The organism is Streptomyces orinoci (assembly GCF_003121295.1).
GTDB classification, from domain to species: Bacteria; Actinomycetota; Actinomycetes; order Streptomycetales; family Streptomycetaceae; genus Streptomyces; species Streptomyces orinoci.
The window spans coordinates 121,558-142,579 of sequence record NZ_PHNC01000003.1; the positions used below are offsets into that span (position 1 = coordinate 121,558).

At 73.5% G+C, this 21,022-nt stretch carries 20 protein-coding genes; 7 read left to right on the plus strand and 13 right to left on the minus strand.

Translation table 11 applies throughout. From position 1 onward, the window contains the following. Positions 1–8: 8 nt before the first annotated feature. Positions 9–1,394: a dipeptidase gene (locus tag CV755_RS00630; RefSeq protein WP_109278114.1), complete on the minus strand. Its 1,386-nt coding sequence runs from the start codon at positions 1,392–1,394 to the stop codon at positions 9–11. A gap of 176 nt (positions 1,395–1,570) precedes the next feature. Between CV755_RS00630 and CV755_RS00635 the strand changes: the two genes are divergently transcribed. Beyond that, entirely contained in the window at positions 1,571–2,800 is a 1,230-nt protein-coding gene (locus tag CV755_RS00635) for a geranylgeranyl reductase family protein (RefSeq protein ID WP_241560882.1), read from the plus strand. Between the two features lie 106 nt (positions 2,801–2,906). Here the strand turns inward: CV755_RS00635 and CV755_RS00640 are convergent, their stop codons facing one another. Continuing rightward, entirely contained in the window at positions 2,907–3,350 is a 444-nt protein-coding gene (locus tag CV755_RS00640; RefSeq protein ID WP_241560883.1) for a nitroreductase family deazaflavin-dependent oxidoreductase, read from the minus strand. Positions 3,351–3,477: 127 nt separating this feature from the next. On the opposite strand from CV755_RS00640, the gene CV755_RS00645 reads away from it, so the two are divergent. Then, entirely contained in the window at positions 3,478–4,200 is a 723-nt protein-coding gene (locus CV755_RS00645) for a TetR/AcrR family transcriptional regulator (protein ID WP_109278117.1), read from the plus strand. 63 nt (positions 4,201–4,263) lie between these two features. Here CV755_RS00645 and CV755_RS00650 read toward each other — a convergent pair whose 3' ends face one another. Continuing rightward, positions 4,264–5,151, minus strand: a complete 888-nt coding sequence (locus CV755_RS00650) for a DUF2797 domain-containing protein (RefSeq protein ID WP_109278118.1) — start codon at positions 5,149–5,151, stop codon at positions 4,264–4,266. Between the two features lie 41 nt (positions 5,152–5,192). Continuing rightward, on the minus strand, positions 5,193–6,458 hold the full coding sequence (locus CV755_RS00655; protein ID WP_109278119.1) for an MFS transporter: 1,266 nt from the start codon (positions 6,456–6,458) through the stop codon (positions 5,193–5,195). Between CV755_RS00655 and CV755_RS00660 the strand changes: the two genes are divergently transcribed. Beyond that, entirely contained in the window at positions 6,437–7,699 is a 1,263-nt protein-coding gene (locus tag CV755_RS00660; protein WP_164503262.1) for an ROK family protein, read from the plus strand. The genes CV755_RS00655 and CV755_RS00660 overlap by 22 nt on opposite strands. Positions 7,700–7,933: 234 nt before the next feature. On the opposite strand, the gene CV755_RS00665 is transcribed toward CV755_RS00660, so the two are convergent. Further along, positions 7,934–8,497, minus strand: a complete 564-nt coding sequence (locus CV755_RS00665) for an ATP-binding protein (RefSeq protein WP_109278121.1) — start codon at positions 8,495–8,497, stop codon at positions 7,934–7,936. Positions 8,498–8,688: 191 nt separating this feature from the next. Further along, complete coding sequence (locus CV755_RS00670; RefSeq protein WP_109278122.1) at positions 8,689–9,024, minus strand: hypothetical protein; 336 nt, start codon at positions 9,022–9,024, stop codon at positions 8,689–8,691. A 145-nt stretch (positions 9,025–9,169) separates the two neighbouring features. Between CV755_RS00670 and CV755_RS00675 the strand changes: the two genes are divergently transcribed. Beyond that, entirely contained in the window at positions 9,170–10,288 is a 1,119-nt protein-coding gene (locus tag CV755_RS00675; RefSeq protein ID WP_338323612.1) for a PLP-dependent cysteine synthase family protein, read from the plus strand. Here CV755_RS00675 and CV755_RS00680 read toward each other — a convergent pair. The 6 genes from CV755_RS00680 to CV755_RS00705 form a co-directional block, all read right to left on the minus strand. Continuing rightward, the gene (locus tag CV755_RS00680) at positions 10,263–10,763 is read right to left on the minus strand and encodes an SRPBCC family protein (protein ID WP_109278124.1); all 501 of its coding nucleotides are present in this window, start codon (positions 10,761–10,763) and stop codon (positions 10,263–10,265) included. The genes CV755_RS00675 and CV755_RS00680 overlap by 26 nt on opposite strands. Positions 10,764–10,833: 70 nt before the next feature. Further along, a complete protein-coding gene (locus CV755_RS00685; RefSeq protein ID WP_109278162.1) occupies positions 10,834–11,679 on the minus strand; it encodes a DeoR/GlpR family DNA-binding transcription regulator in 846 nt (281 codons plus the stop codon). 67 nt (positions 11,680–11,746) lie between these two features. Beyond that, positions 11,747–14,164 (minus strand): right-handed parallel beta-helix repeat-containing protein, encoded by a 2,418-nt coding sequence (locus CV755_RS00690; protein WP_109278163.1) that lies wholly within the window; start codon positions 14,162–14,164, stop codon positions 11,747–11,749. 93 nt (positions 14,165–14,257) lie between these two features. After that, on the minus strand, positions 14,258–14,890 hold the full coding sequence (locus CV755_RS00695) for an Rv1733c family protein (RefSeq protein ID WP_241560884.1): 633 nt from the start codon (positions 14,888–14,890) through the stop codon (positions 14,258–14,260). Positions 14,891–15,017: 127 nt separating this feature from the next. Then, positions 15,018–15,857, minus strand: coding sequence for an MOSC domain-containing protein (locus CV755_RS00700; protein ID WP_109278125.1), 840 nt, complete (start codon positions 15,855–15,857; stop codon positions 15,018–15,020). A gap of 63 nt (positions 15,858–15,920) precedes the next feature. Continuing rightward, positions 15,921–16,418: a DUF6643 family protein gene (locus tag CV755_RS00705; protein ID WP_109278126.1), complete on the minus strand. Its 498-nt coding sequence runs from the start codon at positions 16,416–16,418 to the stop codon at positions 15,921–15,923. Between the two features lie 183 nt (positions 16,419–16,601). On the opposite strand from CV755_RS00705, the gene CV755_RS00710 reads away from it, so the two are divergent. Further along, entirely contained in the window at positions 16,602–18,164 is a 1,563-nt protein-coding gene (locus tag CV755_RS00710; protein WP_109278127.1) for a TerD family protein, read from the plus strand. Positions 18,165–18,171: 7 nt separating this feature from the next. On the opposite strand, the gene CV755_RS00715 is transcribed toward CV755_RS00710, so the two are convergent. After that, entirely contained in the window at positions 18,172–19,338 is a 1,167-nt protein-coding gene (locus tag CV755_RS00715; protein WP_422070493.1) for a glycosyltransferase, read from the minus strand. 146 nt (positions 19,339–19,484) lie between these two features. Here CV755_RS00715 and CV755_RS00720 point away from each other — a divergent pair, with 146 nt between their 5' ends. Together CV755_RS00720 and CV755_RS00725 are read left to right on the plus strand one after the other, a co-directional pair. Next, complete coding sequence (locus CV755_RS00720; RefSeq protein ID WP_161968565.1) at positions 19,485–20,276, plus strand: glutamate racemase; 792 nt, start codon at positions 19,485–19,487, stop codon at positions 20,274–20,276. Positions 20,277–20,332: 56 nt separating this feature from the next. Continuing rightward, positions 20,333–20,920 carry a hypothetical protein gene (locus tag CV755_RS00725; protein WP_109278129.1) on the plus strand — a complete coding sequence of 196 codons (588 nt, stop codon included), beginning with the start codon at positions 20,333–20,335 and terminating at the stop codon, positions 20,918–20,920. Positions 20,921–21,022: the final 102 nt, after the last annotated feature.

Consider the following 21,022-nt stretch of genomic DNA (forward strand, 5'->3'; position numbering starts at 1 on the left):
GGCCCGGCTCAGCCCCGCTTGCCCGCATAGTCCAGCAGGAACAGGGCCTCGGCGAGCGAGAGCCGCTCCAGTTCCCGCGGGGAGACGCTCTCGTTGACCGCGTGGATCTGGGCCTCCGGCTCGCTGAGGCCGATCAGCAGGATCTCCGCCTCGGGGTAGAGCCCGGCAAGGGTGTTGCACAGCGGGATGGAGCCGCCGACCCCGGCGATCTGCATCTCCTGGCCGTCATAGGCGGTGCTCAGCGCGGCCGCCATCGATGCATAGGCGGGGCTGGAGGTGTCGGCGCGGAACGGCTGCCCCTGGCCGACCTGCTTGGTGGCCACCCGGGCACCCCAGGGCGCCGCCGACTCCAGGTGCGCGCGCAGCAGCCGGGTGGCCTCGGCGGCGTCGATGCCCGGCGGCACCCGCAGGCTCACCAGGGCCCGGGCACTGGCGTGCACCGAGGGGGTGGCGCCGACGACCGGCGGGCAGTCGATGCCCAGCACCGTCACCGCCGGGCGGGCCCAGATCCGGTCGGCGACCGTGCCGGAACCGATCAGGCCGACGCCGTCAAGCACCTTGGCGTCCGCCCGGAAGTCGTCCTCCGGATACTGCAGTCCCTCCCAGCTTCCTTCCGAATCAAGGCCGTTGACGGTGGTGGAGCCGTCCTCGGCACGCAGCGAGTCCAGGATGCGGATCAGGGCGCCCAGGGCGTCCGGCGCGGCGCCGCCGAACATTCCGGAGTGCAGATTGCCCTCCAGGGTGTCCACCTGGACCTGCACCAGGGTCATACCGCGCAGGGTGGCGGTGACGGTGGGCAGACCCAGCCGGAAGTTGCCCGCGTCGCCGATCACCACGGCGTCGGCGGCCAGCAGCTCGGGGTGCGCCTCGGCGTAGCGCTCCAGGCCGCCGGTGCCCTGCTCCTCGGAGCCCTCGACGATCACCTTGACGTTCACCGGCACTCCGCCGTGCGCCTTCAGCGCCCGCAGGGCCGTCAGATGCATGATCAGGCCGCCCTTGCAGTCGGCGGCCCCGCGCCCGAACCAACGGCCGTCCCGCTCGGTCAGCTCGAAGGGCGGCGAGATCCAGGCGGCCTCGTCCAGCGGCGGCTGCACGTCGTAGTGGGCGTAGAGGAGCACGGTCGGGGCGCCGGCCGGGCCGGGCAGCAGACCGTAGACCGACTGAGTGCCGTCCGGGGTGTCCAGCACCGCCACATCCGTGAAGCCCTCGGCGCGCAGCGCCTCGGCGACCCAGTTGGCCGCGGCCTCGCACTCACTGCGGGGGAACTGGGCCTCGTCCGCCACCGACTTGAAGGCGACCAGCTCCGCCAGCTCCGTCCTGGCCCGGGGCAGCAGCGAGGCCACGGTGGCCGCCAGCTCGGCGGAGGCCGGCTGCGGGGTGGGGGACGATTCCATAAAACGCTCCTTGGTGCGCGACTGAGCGATCCGTACATACGGCCGATTGCTCCTCCGATCCTGCCATGGACCCCCGAGCCCGCTCGCGGGGCTTCCCGCGGCCGGCGGGCCGGGGTGCGGGCCGTAGGATGCGGGCGGTAGCCGTAGCCGGTGATCGAGCGGGAGTAGAAGCACAGGTGAGCAGCGACAACGCAGCCCAGGACGCGGGCCGGGGCGCCCCTTCGGACAGCGGGCCGGAGTGGGACGTCATCGTGGTGGGGGCGGGCCCGGCCGGAGCCTCGGCGGCCCATGCCGCGGCGGTCGCCGGACGCCGCGTCCTGTTGCTGGAGAAGTCGGAACTGCCGCGCTACAAGACCTGCGGCGGCGGGATCATCGGCCCCTCCCGCGACGCCCTGCCGCCCGGCTTCCAACTGCCCCTGCGGGACCGGGTACATGCTGTCACCTTCTCTCTCAATGGAAAGCTCACCCGCACCCGCCGCTCCAAGCGGATGCTCTTCGGACTGATCAACCGGCCGGAGTTCGACGCCGCCCTGGTGGAGTCGGCCAAGGGCGCCGGCGCCGAGGTGCGCACCGGGGTGACGGTCTCCCGGGTCGAGCAGCACGGACCCGAGGTGCCCGACCGCCGCACCGTGGCCGTGGTGCTCGGTGACGGCACCGCCCTGCATGCCCGCGCCGTGGTCGGCGCCGATGGCAGCGCCGGGCGGATAGGCGCCCATGTCGGGGTCAAGCTGGAGCAGGTCGATCTCGGCCTGGAGGCGGAGATCCCGGTGCCGGCCACCGTCGCCGAGGACTGGGCGGGACGGGTGCACATCGACTGGGGCCCGCTGCCGGGCAGTTACGGCTGGGTCTTTCCCAAGGGCGACACCCTGACGGTAGGAGTGATCTCCGCACGCGGGGAGGGCGCGGAAACCAAGCGGTATCTGGAGGACTTCATCGCCCGGCTGGGGCTGTCGGGCTTCGAACCGGCCATCTCCTCGGGCCACTTGACCCGCTGCCGGGCCGCCGACTCCCCGCTGTCCCGAGGCCGGGTGATCGTCTGCGGTGACGCCGCCGGACTGCTGGAGCCCTGGACCCGGGAGGGGATCTCCTACGCACTGCGCTCGGGACGGCTGGCGGGGGAGTGGGCGGTGCGCATCGCCGAGGCCCAGGACGCCGTGGACGCCCGGCGCCAGGCCCTCAACTACGCCTTCGCCATCAAGGCCGGCCTGGGAGTGGAGATGGGCGTCGGACGGCGGGTGCTGGCCCTGTTCGAGCGCCGCCCCGGCCTCTTCCACGCCGCGGTCACCGGCTTCGGCCCGGCCTGGCGGGCCTTTGCCGAGATCACCCAGGGCAAGACCTCCCTGGCCGAGATCGTCCGTACCCACCCGGTGGCCCGGCGCGCCCTCTCGGCGATGGACCGCCGCTGATCCGCCGCCTCATCCCGCCTCCCTCGCCATCCGCCGTGCTCCCTGCCCGCCCCTGAGCGGGCCGGGTGGCGCGGCGGAACCGCTCCGCCCCTGCCGAGCCCCTCGCTCAGGCGGCATCGGATATCCGGAAGACCGGGTGCCGGGAGGCGATCCTCAGCAGCTCCGCATCGCCGGACCTGGCATCGACCCCATCGAAGAACCGCCCCACCTGGCGACCCCAGCGCTCCAGATAGGCCCGCAGCACCGCGGGCTTCTCCTCGTCCGGCAGCTCGGTGGCAGTGAACCGGCGCACCGTTGAGCCCACTTGGAGCCTGCCCTCTCCGGCCGCTCGCATATTGCGCACCCACTGCCCCTCGCCGCGGGCGGAGACCAGATAGTGGCCGCCACCGAACTCCAGCGGATTGACCGGCAGTTGCCGCCACTCCCCGCTGACCCGGCCCCGGACCGACAACTCCGCCGCGCCCGCCAGGCTCACCCCGTGCCGGGCCAGCCGGCCGACCACCGCCCCGGCGAGTCGGTCGGCGAAGCCGGGCTTGATGTAGTGCGCCATGAGGATCCCCCAAGCTTTGAGAGAGCGGTGCTCTCGACTGAGATCAGTGTGCACGGTCCGCTGCTCTCGCGCAAGAGCACCGCTCTCGTTGTTGTGCATTGCTCCGCGCACTGGCAGACTTGACGCCATGAGCGCCATCAGAGGAGCCAGGGAACGTGCCCGGGACGAGATCGTCGCGGCCATCAAGGAGGAAGCGCGCCGGCAGCTTGCGCGGGACGGGGCGGCCAAGCTGTCGCTGCGGGCCGTCGCCCGTGAGCTGGGCATGGTCTCCTCCGCGCTCTACCGCTATTTCCCCAGCCGTGACGAATTGCTGACCGCCCTGATCGTGGACGCCTATGACGCGGTGGGCGCCCGTGCCGAGGCGGCGCTGGCGGCCGCCGATCCGGCCGATCCGGCGGCCCGCTGGTCGGCGGTGTGCGGGGCGGTGCGCGAGTGGGCGCTGGCGCACCCCCATGAGTACGCGTTGATCTATGGCTCCCCGGTGCCCGGCTACCAGGCCCCGGAGGCCACCATCGAGCCGGCCGGCCGGGTGGCGCTGGCCCTGGTGGCCATCGCCCGGGACGCGCACGCCGCCGGCCGGCTCAAGGAGTTGCAGGTGCCGCCGGCGCCCCCGGTGGTCTGCACCGATCTGGAGCGGCTGACCGCCGAATACGCCCTGGGCCTGCCCGCCCCCGTGGCGGCCGCGCTGGTCGCCTCCTGGGCGCAGCTCTTCGGCTTGATCGGCTTTGAGCTCTTCGGCCAGTTCAACAATGTGGTGGAGGCCCGGGATGCCTTCTTCGCCCACTCGGTGCGGGGGCTGGCACACCAGATAGGGATCACCGACCCGGAGTCCGCGCCGGCCGGTTCCTGAGCCATGGGTGTCCACCGGGGGCCGGCGGTGCCGGGCGCCAGGGCGGCGGCCGCGGCGGGCGGCTCAGAACAGCGGCTCGGGCCCGGCCTGTTCGGGGGCGCGCACCGTGGCGGTCGTCGGGGCGTCCGGCGCGGCGGCGGTCAGCGTCCAGCCCGCCAGCAGACGGAGATCGATCAGCAGCAGCCGGCCGTCCGCCGTGTGCAGATGGAGATCCGGGCCGCAGACGGCCGCCACCCGTCCGGCCACCGTCTGCCCGGCGTCCAGCGTCACCAGGGCGCCGCCGGAGGAGAGCCCTTCCAGATGGAAGGCGCTGTCATGGTGCACCGCGTGGAACGGCCGCACGGCCAGCGAATCCGGCAACTGCGGAAGCGCACAGGCTCGTTGGTGCAGGGCGGCCAGCTGCTCGGTGCGCAGCCGCCGGCCGGGCAGCGGATGACGGGCGGCCCGCTTGGCGGCATAAGGGAAGCGGTCCGGCACGTCCAGTGCCGCACCCAGCACCGCCTCGGCCCGGCGGGCGGCCATCAGAGGTCCCCGGCCGAGCAAGGCATAGGAAAGCGCGGCCTGTTCGAGCAGCCGGGCGCCCTCCCGTTCGGCGGCGGTGATGCCCACCTTGACCAAGCCGGGCCCGAACCAGGCGAGATAGACGTCATAGGGCCGTGGATCGTCGGCCATGGTGTCGGCGGCCACCGAGCGCGAACGGTCCAGCCGGGCACAGTCGGCGCACTGCGCCGAGACGGCCGTGACGGGCACTTCCGCCTTCACCGGGCAGGGGGTGTGCCGGCCGCCGCGGCGCACTCCGGTGCAGTGCCGCCGGCCGACGGTGGTGAAGCCCACCGGCCGTCCCGCCGGCAGGGGAGAGAGGCGCTCCCCGCCGTCCGGGCCGAGCCACACCAGCGCAGGACCCTCCAGCAGCCAGCGCACCCCGGCGCACTGCCAGTCATGCCGTGTCATATCGACTCCCGTGCCCGATACCGAGTCCCCTGCCCCGGGTCTCAGCGGATACCCGCCCCCCGAGTCAACCAGGCCACCGCCGCCGCCAGTGCGGCCAGTCCGGCCACGGTGGTCAGGGCCACTGGCAGCGAGGAGTGGTCGGCCAGCAGGCCGATGGCGGGCGGGCCGAGCAGCATGCCGCCATAGCCCAGGGTGGAGGCGGCTGCGACGCCGTTCGGTCCGGCCAGCTCACCGGCCCGGCCCACCGCCACGGGGAAGATATTGGCCAGCCCCAGGCCGGTGATGACAAACCCGGCCAGGGCCGCCCACAGGGTCGGGGCCAGGGAGCCGAGCAGCATGCCCAGGGCGGCGGTGACGCCACCGGCCACCAGGGTCCGGGTCTGGCCCAGCCGGTGCAGCAGCAGCGAGCCGCCGAGCCGCCCGGCGGTCATGGCAAGGGCGAAGACCGAGTAGCCCGCGGCCGCCACACCGGCGCCGGTGCCCAGGTCCTGCTGGAGGTGGAGGGCGCCCCAGTCGGCGAGGGCTCCCTCGCCATAGGCCGTGCACAGGGCGATCACCCCGAACACGGCCACCAGGCCGTATCCGCCGCGCGCCGGACGGGCCGGGACCGCCGGGCGGGCGGCGGCCGCCCGGCGGCCCGGGACGGATTCGGTGGTGGCGGGCTCCGCCGCGGCCGGGGCCTGCGCCCGCGGTGCCGGGCGGGAGAGCAGGGCGCGTCCGGCGATCAGGCTGACCAGCAGGCCGAGGGCGGTCAGCAGCCATAGGTGCCGGGCGGCGGAGAGCCGCCCGGCGACCAGCGCGCCCAGGCCCGCGCCCAGCATGCCGCCGACGCTGAAGGCGGCGTGGAAGCTCGGCATCACCGGCCGGCGCAGCGCGGCCACCAGATCGACGGCGGCGCTGTTCATGGCCACATTGATCCCGCCATAGGCGGCGCCGAAGAGCAGCAGCACCAGGCCCAGCGCCGGTGCCGAACGGGCCAGCGGCGGCAGCGCGATGCCCAGCGACATGGCCACGCCCGACACCACCGTCACCGGATGGTTGCCAAAGCGCCGGCACAGCCGCCCGGTGAGCATCATGGTGGCCACGGCGCCCGCGGAAACCCCCAGCAGGGCCAGGCCAAGGGCGCCGGTCGAGGCGCCGGTCCGCGCTTTGACCGCGGGGATGCGTACCACCCAGCCGGCGAACAGAAAGCCGTCCAGGGCGAAGAAAACGGTCAGGGCGATACGGAGGCGGCGGAGGGCGGAATCGGCCGCCTCCGTGTGCTGTCCCCCCGAAATGGCCGTCCATGTTTTGTTTAGTGTCGGCACAAAGTCAGAATAGGGGCGTGACCCAGACTCGGACAACACGATTGGAGCGGGGCCGTGCGGCTCTCGGCCCCGCCCTGGAGCTCGTACACACCGGTCGCGCCCCCACCCGCGCCGTGCTCACCGCCGAACTCGGCGTGACCCGGGCGACCGCCGGAGCCGTGGCCGCCGAGCTGGAGGCGCTCGGACTTATCCAGGTGGACGCCCGGCCGGGCGCGGCCGCGGGCTCCCAGGGCCGTCCCTCGCACCGGCTGTCCATCGCGCCCCACGGCCCGGTGGTACTGGCCGCCCAGCTGCACGCGGACGGATTCCGGGCCGCCCTGGTGGGCCTGGGCGGCCGGATGATCGCCACCGCCCCCGCCTGCCTGGAGGTACCCCCGGACCCGGTGCAGATCATCGACGCCGTGGTGGAGGCCGGGGCCGGCCTGCTGCGGGAGACCGGCCGCCGGTGCCTGGGCGCCGGGCTGGCGATGCCCTCGGCCGTGGCCGAGCCGGAGGGCAAGGCGCTCAACCCGATCCATCTGTCCTGGCCGGCCGGAGTCCCGGTGCGTGAACTGTTCACCGAGGCCCTGGCCAAGGCCGGGGTGCGGGGGCCCGGCGGCCGCCCGCTGGCCGGCCATGCGGGCAATGACATCAACCTCGCCGCGCTGGCCGAACACCGCCATGGCGCCGGGCGCGGAGCCCGGCATCTGCTGTGCGTCGCCACCGGCCACCGGGGCGTCGGCGGGGCGCTGGTCCTCGACGGCCGTCTGCACACCGGCAGTTCGGGCCTGGCCCTGGAGGTCGGCCATCTCACCGTCAACCCGGCGGGACTGCCCTGCTTCTGCGGCAGCCGGGGCTGCCTGGACGTGGAGGCCGACCCGCTGGCCTTCCTGACCGCCGCCGGCCGCAAGCCCGGACCCGATGGGTCCCTGCTGCGCCAGTCCGCCGACCTGCTGCGCACCGAGTACACGGATCCCGCGGTACGGGCCGGGGCCGAACTCCTCGTGGACCGGCTGGGGTTGGGGCTGGCAGGGCTGGTCAACATCCTCAACCCGGACCGCATTGTGCTCGGCGGACTGCATGGCGAGCTGCTCAAGGCGGATCCCGAGCGGCTGCGGGCGGTGGTCGCCGACCGCAGTCTGTGGGGGCGCAGCGGCAGTGTGCCGATTCTGCCGAGCACGCTGGAGCACAGCAGCCTGATCGGAGCGGCGGAGGCCGCCTGGCAGCCGGTGCTGGACGATCCGCTGGCGGCGCTGGGGTGAATGTGGGTGCGCGGCGCGGGCGTTGGGCGCCCCGCGACCGGACGGGGTGCCCCCGGCGGCCGGCTGCCCGGCAGGGCGGTGCCTGAACGTGCCGTCGCCGGGTGCAGTTTCCCCGGTGAGCGGCCCCATACCCTTGGTTGTGTGTCAGGTGCGGGCTGTCGGTGGCTGGTCGCGCAGTTCCCCGCGCCCCTTACGGGGCGCCCCAGCGGTCGGCCGGGAGCCGTCAGGCAAGCGCTAGCCGGCCACGGCGGAGCGCGCGGCGGAAGGCTTGCCCAGGGGCGTCGGCCGCAGTTCACTCCCCGGTGCGCCCAACCCGCCCTCCTGGAGCGCCTGGAGCGCGGCCGGGCGCCGGCGGCCGGCGCCGGTCCGTACCGCCGGAGCCGGTCCGGCGGCCGGGGCCGCGACGGGCTCCCTGAGCGTAAACCAGACGACTTTTCCGCCCTCATGGTGCCGCTGTACGCCCCAGCGGGTGCTCAGCGCCGCGATCAGCGCCAGCCCCCGGCCGTGGGTGCCGGCCCGGCCCGGGCTGGTCAGCCGGGGCAGCCGCGGTCCATGGTCGCGCACCGAGACGGTGAGCTGGCCCTGGACCAGGGCGAGTTCCACCGTGCAGCGCTTGTCGGGGCCCGCGTGCTGGTGGACGTTGGTGAGCAGTTCGGTGACCCCGAGGGCGGCGGTGTCGATAAGGGAATCGAGGTGCCAGTAACGCAGTTGCGCGGATACGATTCTGCGGACCTGGCCGATCCGTTGCGGGAGAGCCTGGAGTTCAACGGTGCAGTGCTTGTTCACTCGGCTGATCACGGCTGCGACTCCCTGAAGAAGTAGGGCTAGCCTGATGCGGATACGCGCCGCGAGACGCGGCTGTTCCCTCCGGTCGTGACGCTTCCGGCCCGTCCGGCGGAAACCGTTCCACAACGCAACCGCCGATGAACCCTCGGTGAGGCTGTCTGAGTCAAGGTTCCGGCCGGGCCGCCGCCTTCGCAACTTGTGCGCTACCCCTCCGGCGCCGCCTCGCCGCGGGCCGAGCGCACCGCCTCCAGAAAGCCCTCCACCGTGCAGCCCCCCGGGGCCTCGTCGGTGGAGCCGCCCGGCCCCAAAGTGAGCGTATAGCGCGTGCCGTTGACCACGGCCCGGGCCCGTTCACCGGTGGTGAACCACGCCTTGCTCGCCTGAACCGTGTGCACCGGAGCGCTGTCGATCTCCCGGCCGTAACTGGTCAGCAGTTCCAGCCTGCCGTCGTGGATCTTCACCTGGCCGGCCCGGGTGAGGGAGCGGAGGAAGGGCTTGTCGATCCGCACCCCCTTCGCGGTGAACTCCGGTTCCGCCACGACGCACCGCCTTTCCGGACGAAAGGTCTTCTCTGGTGCGCAGTGTGCCCTTGAGAAGGCCACCGCACCAGGGTCCGTTTATGATCGTACGATCGAAATGTCCCGGTGATCCGCAGGGGCCCGGACGGACATCGCGAGGTGCGCCGTGAACCAGCCAGCGAACCCGGGGGCGACCGTCGATGTGGACCGCAGCGATCCCGGCTACCGGAGCTGGCTCAAGGAGTCCGTACGCAGGATCCGGGCCGAGGGCGGCCGTTCCGCCGACACCCATCTGCTGCGCTTCCCGCTGCCCGCGGAGTGGGACATCGACCTCTATCTGAAAGACGAGTCCACCCACCCCACCGGCAGTCTCAAACACCGCCTGGCCCGCTCGCTGTTCCTCTACGGGCTGTGCAACGGCTGGATCCGTCCCGGAGTCCCGGTGATCGAGGCATCCAGCGGGTCCACCGCCGTCTCCGAGGCGTACTTCGCCCGGCTGATCGGGGTGCCGTTCATCGCGGTCATGCCGCGCAGCACCAGCGCGGAGAAATCCCGCCTCATCCAACTGCAGGGAGGCCAGTGCCACTTCGTGGACGACCCGCGCGGAATGTACCAGGAGGCGGCGGTCCTGGCGGAGCGTACCGGGGGCCACTATCTGGACCAGTTCACCTACGCCGAGCGGGCCACCGACTGGCGGGGCAACAACAACATCGCCGAGTCCGTCTTCGGCCAGCTGAGCCTGGAACGCCACCCCGAGCCGGCCTGGATCGTGGCCACCGCGGGCACCGGCGGCACCTCGGCGACCATCGCCCGCTATGTGCGCTATATGCAGTACGACACCCTGCTGTGTGTCGCCGACCCGGAGAACTCCTGCTTCTTCGACGGCTGGCGGAACCACGACCCGGCCGCGCGCTGCGATCACCCCTCCCGGATCGAGGGCATCGGACGGCCCCGGATGGAGCCCAGCTTCCTGCCGGAGGTCATCGACCGGATGATGAAGGTCCCGGACGCCGCCACGGTGGCCGCGGTACGGGTCCTGGAACAGGCCCTGGGACGCAAGGCCGGCGGCTCCACCGGGACCGGGCTGTGGAGCGCCCTGAAGATCACCGCGGAGCTGCTCCAGGCGGGCCGGACGGGCAGTGTGGTCACCCTGATCTGCGACTCCGGCGACCGCTATCTGGACCGCTACTACTCCGACGTCTGGCTGGCCGCGCAGGGGCTGGACATCGAGCCCCACACCCGGACCATCACGGAGTTCCTCACGACCGGCCGGTGGACCGGCTGAGCCCGGCCAGCCGGACGTCCAGGCAGCCCACCGCCTGCCGGAAGGCGCGCCGGAACGCGGGCCTGGCCAGCCGGAGCAGCCACCGCACCGGCGGCGGGGCGTCCAGGGCCACGGTCCAGGACAGCGCCGTACCGGCCCCCGCCGGAGAGAGCCGCCAGTCCTCCAGCATGCCGCGCACCGCGGGCACATTGGTCCGGTCGATCCGGTAGGTGTACCGCCGGGAGGGCTCCGCGGCCATGATGGTCTCGGCGAACCGGACCCCGCCCGCCAGGCCGATCACCCGGCCACGGCGCCCGGCGGTCTCCGCCGGCCGGGCCAGCGTCACCGCACGGAACCACTGCGGCCAGGCCGTCACATCCTCCGCCAGTGCCCGGTAGACCGCCTCCGGACCGGCCGCCAGCACGGCGGTGAAGGTCATCCGCAACCGGGCCGTCCCGGCGAAATCAACGCCCACAGGGCGGAGTTGGCGCGCCATCTGGGTAACCCCCGGGGGTCGGCGGGTCGAGCGGGCCCGCACACCTTAGCCCCTGTACACCCCGATGTCTTCAGGGCCCCTCGGCCTTGGCCTCCTCCTCCGCCACCACCAGCCGCGGCAGCAGCTCGGCCATCTCCGCCCGGGCGTCCGGCGACAGCCCCGAGTCCGTCACCAGCGCGTCCACCTCCGCCAGCGAGGCGAAGGAACTCAGGCCCACCGTGCCCCACTTGGTGTGGTCGGCCAGCACCACCACCCGGCGGGCCGCCCTTACGAAGTGCCGGTTGGTCTCCGCCTCCGCCAGATTGGGCGTGGACAGCCCGGCCTGCGCCGATATCCCGTGCACCCCGATGAACAGCACATCGAAGTGCAGGGAACGGATGGCGGCGTCCGCCACCGGGCCCACCAGGGTGTCCGAAGGGGTACGCACCCCACCGGTGAGCACCACCGTGGCCGCCCCGGGCCGGGCGGCCGAGGGCGAACCGCCCACCGGACGACGGGCGTTGTGGAACACCTCGGCCACCCGCACCGAGTTGGTCACCACCGTCAGATCCGGCACCCCCACCAGCCGCTGCGCCAGGGCATAAACCGTGGTGCCGCCCGCCAGCGCTATCGCACTGCCCGGCGCGGCCATGGCCACCGCCGCCCGGGCTATCTCCTCCTTGGCCCGCAGCTCCAGCGCCGACTTGGCCTCGAAGCCCGGTTCATGCGCCGTGGCCTCGGGCACCGGCACCGCACCGCCGTGCACCTTCTCCACCACGCCCTGCCGGGCCAGCGCGTCCAGATCACGGCGCACCGTCATATCCGACACATTGAGCCGGCGTGTGAGCTCGTTGACCCGTACCCCGCCGCGCCGTCTGACCTCGTCCAGGATCAGGGCCCGCCGCTGCTCGGCCAGCAGGTTCTGACTGTCACCCACCACTGCCACCCCATCCTTCACCCACCACCCGGCCATCCTCGCACGAGGCACCGACAGCCCCGCCCGGCTAGCCGGGTTCCGGCAGGTCCGCGGCGTACAGCAGGGTCAGGTCCTCGGTGCTGGCCTCGGGCATCTGCGCCACCCGGCCGGCATGCCGCTCCACCATCGCCTCGAAGGTCTGCCGGGCGGTACGGCCATTGCCGAAGGCCGGGCCTTTGGGGAGGTCCCGGAAGTAGCCGAGCAGTGCCAGGGAGGCGTCCGCGGCGAGCCGGTACTCATGCTCCTCCGCCTGCTGTTCCACGATGCGCAGCAGCTCTTCCGGGGTGTAGTCGCCAAAGGTGATGGTGCGCGAGAACCGGGACGCCACCCCGGGGTTGACGGTCAGGAAGCGCTCCATCTCCGCGGTGTAGCCGGCGGCGATCACCACCACCGCGTCCCGGTGGTCCTCCATCAGCTTCACCAGGGTGTCGATGGCCTCCCGGCCGAAGTCCCGCCCGGAGTCCTCCGGGGCCAGGGCGTAGGCCTCGTCGATGAACAGCACCCCGCCACGGGCCCGGTCGAAGGCCTCCTGGGTGCGGATGGCGGTGGAACCGATGTGCTCGCCCACCAGGTCCACCCGGGAGACCTCCACCAGGTGCCCGCGCTCCAGCACCCCCAGGGAGGCCAGGATCTCGCCATAGAGCCGGGCCACGGTGGTCTTGCCGGTGCCGGGGGAGCCGGTGAAGACCAGATGCCTGCGGACCGACGCGGCCTTCAGACCGGCCAGTTGACGCCGGCGCCCCACCTCGATCATGTCGGTGAGGGCCCGCACCTCGCGCTTGACGCTCTCCAGCCCCACCAGGGCGTCCAGTTCGCCCAGGACCGAGGCCGGGGGGCGCGAGGAAGGGACCGGGGCGGCCGCGGGCGGCTCCGGGGCGCGCGGGGTGGGTACGCTCACCACCGGCACCGCGGCCGGGCGCGCGACGGTCTCCACGGCCAGCGCCCCGGGGGCGCGGACGGCACCCTCATCACTGGTGCAACGCTCGGTGAGCGGACCGCTACCGGCGCCGGCCGGTCCGCTGTCCGCGAACTCATAACCGCCGCGCGTACAGCGCTCGGTGTGGCACTCGGTCAGCAACGCCCGGCAGCCGTCGATGACATGGAAGCCATAGCCGCCGCTGCCGCTCACCCGGCAGCCGCGGAAGGTGCCCCGGCCCTCCGCCGAGACATAGAACCCCGCCTCCAGCGGTGAACTCACCGTGCAGCGCTCGATCAAGGGGTCGGCGCCCTTGGTGACGATCACGCCGGTGGCGGTCGCGTCGATCACACAGCCCGCCAGGGTGCCGCCGCTGCCGTGGTCCCGGAACCAGGCCCCGGTGGTCGCCTCCCGGATCCGGCAGTCCGCCAGCTGCGCGGCGCCGCCGCCGCTGACCGAGACGGCGGTACCGCGCACCCGGAACAGATCGCTGTCACCGACCTCCACCGCCGAGCCCCGGTCCAGGACGAACAGGGCGTCCGGTACATCGTGCACCCGGCAGGAGGTCAGCGCGGCACTGGCCCCGTCGCTCACCCAGACCGCCGGATAGTCGCCGGTGCTGTCCTGGATCTCGCAGTGGCCGGCCTCGGCCCGGGTGCCCGGATCCCACACCGACAGGCCATTGCGCCCGAAGCGGCGCACCGTGCTGCGGGTCATGGTGAGCACCGAACGGGCCCGCAGGTCAACGGCGTTCTCCGGGACGTCGTGGATGTCGCAGTCGGACAGGGCCAGTACGGCCTCGTTGTCCAGGGTCACCCCGTCCGCGGTGACCCGGTGCACCCGGCAGTCGGTCAGCCGGCCGGCCGCCCGGGCCGCCAGCTGCACCCCGGCGCCCTTGATCTCGTACACCTCGCAGCCCAGCGCCTGAAGGGTGCTGCCCTCGTCCGTCACCGACAGCCCGGCGCCCCGGGCATGGTGCACCCGGCAGCGCTCCAGGCGCGGCTGGGCACCGCCGCGCACCACCACCCCGGACTGGCCGGCCGCCACCACCTCGCACTCCTCGAAGACCCCGCCCGCCCCTTCCAACACGCTGATTCCCACGCCCGCCAGATTGTCAATGGTGCAGTGGCGCACGGTCGGACGCGCGCCCCCGCGCACCTCGATGCCCGCCGAGGAGCGCGTCACCACCCGCAGCCCGGCCAGCTCCGGGGCGCCGTCCGCCACCAGCACCGCGGGCACCGCGGCGTCATGCCCCTCGATATGCAGGTCCAGCAGCGCGGCGGCGGCCCGCACCGTCACCGCCACTCCCTCGGAGGGGGCGATCCGCACCGAGCCCAGCGAGCCATCGGCGCCGCGCAGGGTCACCGCCCGGGACACCACCAGGTTCTCCCGGTAGGTGCCGGGAGCGATGGTGAGCACATCGCCGTCCGCCGACGCCTCCAGGGCCGTCGCGAGCGAGTCGTACTCTCCCGTACGCCGCCGCCACCGCGACGTGCCGGTGTGCGTCACCTGGACCGAGCCCTGTGCCATGGTGCTGCCGTGCCCCCAGATCGTGCGTGCGTCCACCGGGACCCGTGTCCCGTCGCCCCACCGTAGCGTGCGCGGGACAGGGGAGTTGACCGGTCAGCTTCCGGCGTCCGCCCGGCCCCAGGTGTGCCGGGCCTGCTCCCAGTCGCGGTCCCAGCGGGCGTACCGGCGGCGCACCAGCCGGCGCACGGCCAGCACCCGCGCCCCCTGTATGACGCCCGCCGTGGCGGCGGCCGCACCGACTCCGGCCAGCACCGAGTGGACCTGGGCGGTGGCACCGTCCAGCGGGCGGCCCGCCGCGCCGCCCTGGTCGTCCGTCCACATCGAAAAGCGCTTCCCGGCCGCGGCGGTGCCGTGCACCGGCACCACTCCGGTGTGCAGCGTGCCGTCCGGGCCGGGCCATCGGGCTATCACCCGGTGATGGCCCTCGCGCCGGCCGTCCGCCTGGGGGTCGGTGTCCATGGGGCGGCCGGGCAGCACCTTGAGCAGCACGGCCTCCACCTGGTGCCGGTGCAGGCGCTGTTGGCGCACCATATGCCGCAGCGCGCCATGGGCGAGCGAGCCCGAGGCCCAGCCGGCCACCGGACCGGCCACCAGCATCAGCACCACCGCCACCAGCCCCAGCCACGCCTCCACCACATCGCTGCGGCGGCGCAGCGGATTGCGCCGCCAGCGCCAGGCGGGCCGGCGCAGCAGCCGGCCGAGCCATCCCCAGGACCTCGCGCGCACGGTGCTCACCCCCTATGCCTCGGTCTTTCCGCCAGGGTGGCCCGCCATGCCGGGCACCGGCGGCGGGAGAGTGAAATCACTCCCGGCGAGCGGCGGTTCGGGCCTCGCATTGACGTCGCACCCGCACTCAGCCGAGGATCTCGACCCGGTCGCCGACCCGCAGCAGCCCGGTGCTCTCCGGTATCAGCAACTGCCCGAAGACCAGCCCGGCGTCCAGGCGGCGGTGGCGGGCCAGGGTGCGCAGCGGTTCCCGGCCGCGCTCGGCGGTGCTCTGGTCGGTGGTGGTGATCACACAGCGGGCGCAGGGCTTGGCGACCCGGAAGGTCAACTCGCCTATGCTCAGCCGCCGCCAGCCGTCCTCGGCCCAGGCGGCGGTGCCGTCCACCACCAGATTGGGGCGGAAGCGGTTCATGGGCAGCGGGCCCTCTCCGGGCACATCGCCTTGCGCGATCAGGGAGTTGAGGGCGTCCAGCGAGGCGGTGGTGGTGACCAGCACCGGATATCCGTCGGCGAAACTCACCGTCTCGCCCGCCAGGGCGTACTTGGGATTGACCGCACGACGGCTCTCCGGCCGGTCCATATACACCAGCCTGGCCGGTATGCCCAGATAGCCGCTCAGCCAGGCATCGGCGGACGGAGCGGCGGGCACCGCCTCCACCTTGTCGCGGAACAGCTCCACCATGACCGTGCCATGCTCCCGCTCCGAGGGCACGGCGACCTCCAACGGCCCGGCGCCCGGCGCCGTCAGCAGCAGCCCGCCGCCCGGCGCGGGCCGCGCCGAGGCCAGGGCCAGCCGCGGCAGCTGGCGCTGGGTGAGCGCCCGGCCGTCCGCATCGACCGGCATCCACCTCCGGTCCCCGGCGAGCCCCCACGGCTCAACGGCCGCCTCGCCGGGTGCGCAGCCTGCCATCGACTTGACCGGATAGAAGTGGATGGCCTTCAGAACAGGCGGTACAGGGTCGGACATGCGGTCATCTTGCCAGTGCCCACTGACAGTTGACCCGGCCGGGCCACACGCCGCCCTGGTTCGTCAGTATCCGCCCTGGTTCGGGTACTGCCTGCCGTACGGGTCCTCGGGCTGGGCCGGACGCGGGGCCACCGGGCGCATCGCGTCATAGCCCCCCGGAGCGGCCGGCCGCTGCTGGTATTGCTGCTGCTGCGGGCCCGGGTAGCCGCGCGGGGCGCCGGCCTGCTGCGGGATATAAGGGACGGCGGCCTGCTGGAGCCCCGCGGGCTGGGGAGCGGCCTGCTGCCCGTACTGCTGGGGCTGTTGGGAGTAGCCGGTCTGCTGGGGCTGCGGTGCCTGATAGCCGGAGGGTGCTGGGGAGTGCGAGGGCCCGGAGGGCAGAGCGGGCAGCGCCGGCAGCGAACTGCCCATCGAGCCACCCATGTCATAGGGGGCCGACACCCTGATCGGGGCGATCTGAGGAGTGCCCCGCTCGGCGACGAGGCTGTCGTAAATGGGGGTGTCCTTGAAGGACGACGCGGTGTAGTAACCGCTGCCGTAGGCACTGCGCGGGGAGGTCATAGCCCATAAGGTAAGCCCCCGGTGTGCCGGTTGGGGAGTCAGGTACGGGGGTTGATTCCGGCGCCCTGGGTGCTGCCGATGAAAAATCCGGGCGAACGCGGAGAATTCTCCGGGCCGGGTGCGTTGAGCAGGTGTAACGACCGACCCGACCGGGGCTCCAGGAGCCCGACTCAGGGGTGGAACATGGGGATGCGCAAAGGCACCAACATCCGGATACCCGCACAGGCGGTACGGATCGAGCTGGGCTGGACCCCGGGGCCGGGGGTGCCCGACGTGGACGCCTCGGCGCTGCTGCTGACCGGCGGCCGAGTGCGCTCCGACGAGGACTTCGTCTTCTACAACCAGGCGGTGCATCCCTCCGGCGCGGTGCGGCACATGGGCAGGACGCCCGTTGACGCTGACGGAATCCTGACCGAGACCCTGGCGGTGGAGCTGGCCGCCGTCGAGCCCGAGATCGAGCGGGTGGTGCTGGCGGCCTCGGCGGACGGAGGCACTTTCGGCCAGGTTCCCGGGCTGCGCATCCGGGTACTCGACGCGGCCGACGGCGGCGAGCTGGCCCGCTTCGACAGCGCGGACGCCACCGTGGAGACGGCCTTTGTCCTGGGCGAGCTCTACCGCCGCCAGGGCGAGTGGAAATTCCGCGCCGTGGGCCAGGGATACGACAGAGGGCTGGCCGGGCTGGCCATGGACTTCGGCATCACGGTGGAGGACGCGGCGGCGGGGGAGCGGGGGGTTTCGGTGACGTCGGTGGGGGAGGGGGCGCGGCGGGCCTCGGGGGCGTCCGTGCCGGATGGGGTACCGGGGGCTTCGTACCCATCGGCGCCGCCGTCGTCCGGCCAACTGGACCCGGCCGGGCGGCCGTTGGCCCCGGCATGGCAGGGAGGTGCCGGGCCGGGCACCCCGGAGTCCGCCCCGCGCCCGGCGGAACCCTGGGCCCGGCCGCCCGGGACGCCGGGCGCGCAACCACCCGCGCCGGGCACCCAGCCGCCCGCGCCCGCCGCACCGGCGGCCGTACCCTCACCGCCCGCCGGACCCGCGGCCGTGCCCGCACCGCCCGCCACGGCACCGTCCACGCCCGCCCCGCGCCCCGTGTCGCTGAGCAAGGTGACGCTCACCAAGGACGCCCCCGCCGTCTCGCTCGCCAAGCAGGGCGGCACCTCCGGCACCATGCGAGTCAACCTCAACTGGCAGATGCGCCAGGCGAACCAGGCCGCCCAGGGCGGCTGGGCCCGCCGGCTGAGCAAGGCCCTGGCGCCCCAGCAGCAGGCGGATCTGGACCTGGACCTGGGCGCGCTGTACGAGATGACGGACGGCACCAAGGGCGTGGTGCAGGCGCTGGGCAACGCCTTCGGCGCCGTACACCGCCCGCCCTATATCCACCTCGACGGCGACGACCGCACCGGCGCGGTGGCCACCGGTGAGAACCTCACCATCAACCTGGACCATCGCAGCGCCTTCCGGCGGATCCTGGTGTTCGTCACCATCTACGAGGGCGCCACCAGCTTCGCCGGGCTGCACGCCACCGTCACCCTGCAACCGCAGCACGGCGCCCCCGTGGAGTTCTCGCTGGACGAGTGCACCGTGCCGTCCAATGTCTGTGCCCTGGCCCTGATCACCAACCAGGGCGGCGACCTGGTGATCCGGCGCGAGGCCCGCTATCTGGTGCCGCAGCCCGGGGTCAGCCCGCAGCGCACCCTGGACCACGCCTATGGCTGGGGGATGAACTGGCGGCCCGGCCGTAAGTGAGGCGGTCTCAGGGCGCGGCCTCGGGGCGGGCATAGGTCCGTCCCTTCCAGGCCGCGCCCCGGCCGCGATAGTGCTGCACCGCCGAGTCCACCGTCATCAGCAGATACAGCAGCGCGGTGAATGGCAGCAGCGGGGCCGTCCACAGCGGCTGCCGGTAGTAACGCAGCATCGGTGCATAGGTCCCGGCCATCACCGCCCAGGCGGCCGCCCCTGCCGCCAGGGCCACCCGGTCCCCGCCGAGCGCACCCGCCAGCACGGCGGCCGGCGGCGCCAGATAGACCACCGCCAGTCCGGCCACCGTGCCCGCCAACAGCAGCGGATTGTGCCGGAGTTGGGCATAGGCGCTGCGGGAGATCATGCGCCAGAGCTCACCCAGTCCGGGGTAGGGCCGGACGCTGTCCACCCGCTCGGCGAGCCCCAGCCAGATCCGGCCGCCGGAGCGCTTGACCGCACGGGCCAGCGAGACGTCGTCGATCACCGCCTGCCGGATGCTCTCCGGGACACCGGCCCGCTCGGCGGCGTCCCGGCGCAGCAGCACACAGCCCCCGGCCGCGGCGGCGGTCCGGGCCCCGGGCCGGCTGACCCGGCGGAAGGGATAGAGCTGGGCGAAGAAATAGACAAAGGCCGGGACGATCAGCCGCTCCCAGCGGGTGGCCACCCGCAGCCGGGCCATCTGCGACACCAGGTCCAGCCCGCCGGAGCGGGCCGCGGCCACCAGCTCCCGCAGACTGTCCGGCCGGTGGGCGATGTCCGCGTCCGTCAGCAGCAGATATTCGGCGTCGGTGCGGGCACGGGCCAGCGCCATGCCATGCCGCACCGCCCAGAGCTTGCCCGTCCAGCCGGGCCCCGGCTCGCCGGGCGTGTCAACGGTCAGCGGCAGCCCGCCGTGCCGCTCGGCCAGGGACCGGGCCAGCTCGCCGGTGCCATCGGTGCTGCCGTCGTCCACCAGGAAGACCTCGGCCCGGCCGGGATAGTCCTGGGCCAGCAGGGACGGCAGGCTCCGGGGCAGCACCGCGGCCTCGTCCCGGGCCGGGACGACCACCGCCACCGGCGGCCAGTCACCGGGCGGGGGCGCGGAGCGCGGTGGCAGACGCACATCGGTGCGCCAGAACAGGCCCTGCCCCAGCAGCAGCCAGGCCCACGCGGTCAGGGAACCCAGCGAGATCCATGTCAGCGCGTTCACCCGCCGAAGTCTGCCGCAGTGACGGCGCCCACGCCGCACTCTTCGGCTGCCGGGTGCTGCCCCTCCTCGGCCACCCCGCGCCGCTGTTCCTCCGGCTGCCCGGGAGCCGTCCAGGGGTCATCCATTAAAGTGACCGGGTGAAGATCGCGCTTATGGACTCCGGCATCGGCCTTCTGGCGGCGGCCGCCGTCGTACACCGTCTGCGGCCCGACGCCGATCTGGTCATCTCCTCCGACCCCGGCAGCATGCCCTGGGGGCCCCGGACCACCGAAGACCTCACCGAGCGCGCCCTGGGCTGCGCCCGGGCCGCCGCCGCCCAGCGGCCGGACGCGCTGATCATCGCCTGCAACACCGCCTCGGTGCACGCCCTGGCCGCGATCCGGGCCGAGCTGGAGCCCGAGCTGCCGGTGATCGGCACCGTGCCGGCCATCAAGCCCGCGGCGGCCGGCGGCGGGCCGGTGGCCATCTGGGCCACCCCGGCCACCACCGGCAGTCCCTACCAGCGCGGCCTGATCCATGACTTCGCCGCCGGGGTGGAGGTCACCGAGGTCGCCTGCCCGGGTCTGGCCGATGCCGTGGAACGGGCGGACGAGCAGGCGATCGACGCCGCGGTGGCGGACGCCGCCGCCCGTACCCCGCGCGATGTACGGGCCGTCGTCCTGGGCTGCACCCACTATGAACTGGTCGCCGAGCGCATCCGGGCCGCCGTTCAGCCGCCCGCCGCGCCGCCGGTGGTGCTGCACGGCTCCGCCGGGGCGGTGGCCGCCCAGGCGCTGCGCCGCATCGGCGCCGTTCCGCGGCCGGAGGCGGCGGCCCGCGGGCGGCTGACCGTGCTGCTCGGCGGCCGGGAGGCCATGGAGCCGGTGCCGGCCGCGCTGGCCTACCCCGAGGGCCGTTCGCTGGCCGCGCTGGTGCCCGCGGGCGCCTGAGCCCGGGCGGTTCCGCGCCCCTGCCACGGCGGCCCGGGGTGGGTAGGCTGCGCGGTATGAGCGAGAAGCCCGGAGCCCCCAGGGGCGATGAGGGCTCGCAGAGCCCCGAATCCGGCGGGCCCGGTACGGAGCCCGTGGTGTGGACCGGCCGCGCCACCAACCGAGTGCAGTGGCTGCTCGCCGCGGCGGGCGCCGCGTGTATGGCGCTGGGCATCGAGCTGGCCGTGGACAGCCCCTGGACCTCCGGGCTGGCGCCGCTGGTGATGTCGGTGGTGGGCTGTGTCGCGGCGGGGCTGCTGATGCTCTTCGGCACCCTGGCCTTTGTCCAGGTGGCGGTGCGGGTGGACAAGGACACCCTGGAGATCCGCTGCGGCCATATCGGGCTGCCGCGCACCCGGATCCCGCTGGCCCATGTGATCGGCGCGGACTTCGCCCCCCGGGTCACCCCCCGGCACTGGGGCGGCTGGGGCTACCGCTGGCGTCCGGAGAAGGGCACCGCGGTGATCGTGCGGCGTGGTGAGGGCTTTGTGGTGCGGCTGGGGGACGGCCGCTCGTACACGGTCACCGTGGACGACGCCGAGTCGGCGGTGCGGGTGATCCGCGACCGGCTGCGGCTGCCGGGCGGGCACGCCGCGTCCGCCTGAGGTCCGTCCGAGCCAACAGCAGCCGGTTCTTCGGAGGCCCGTTCAATCGCACATGAGTTCCACTGCTTGCAGGTTCCCCTGCGTGCGAGTTCTCCCGTGTGC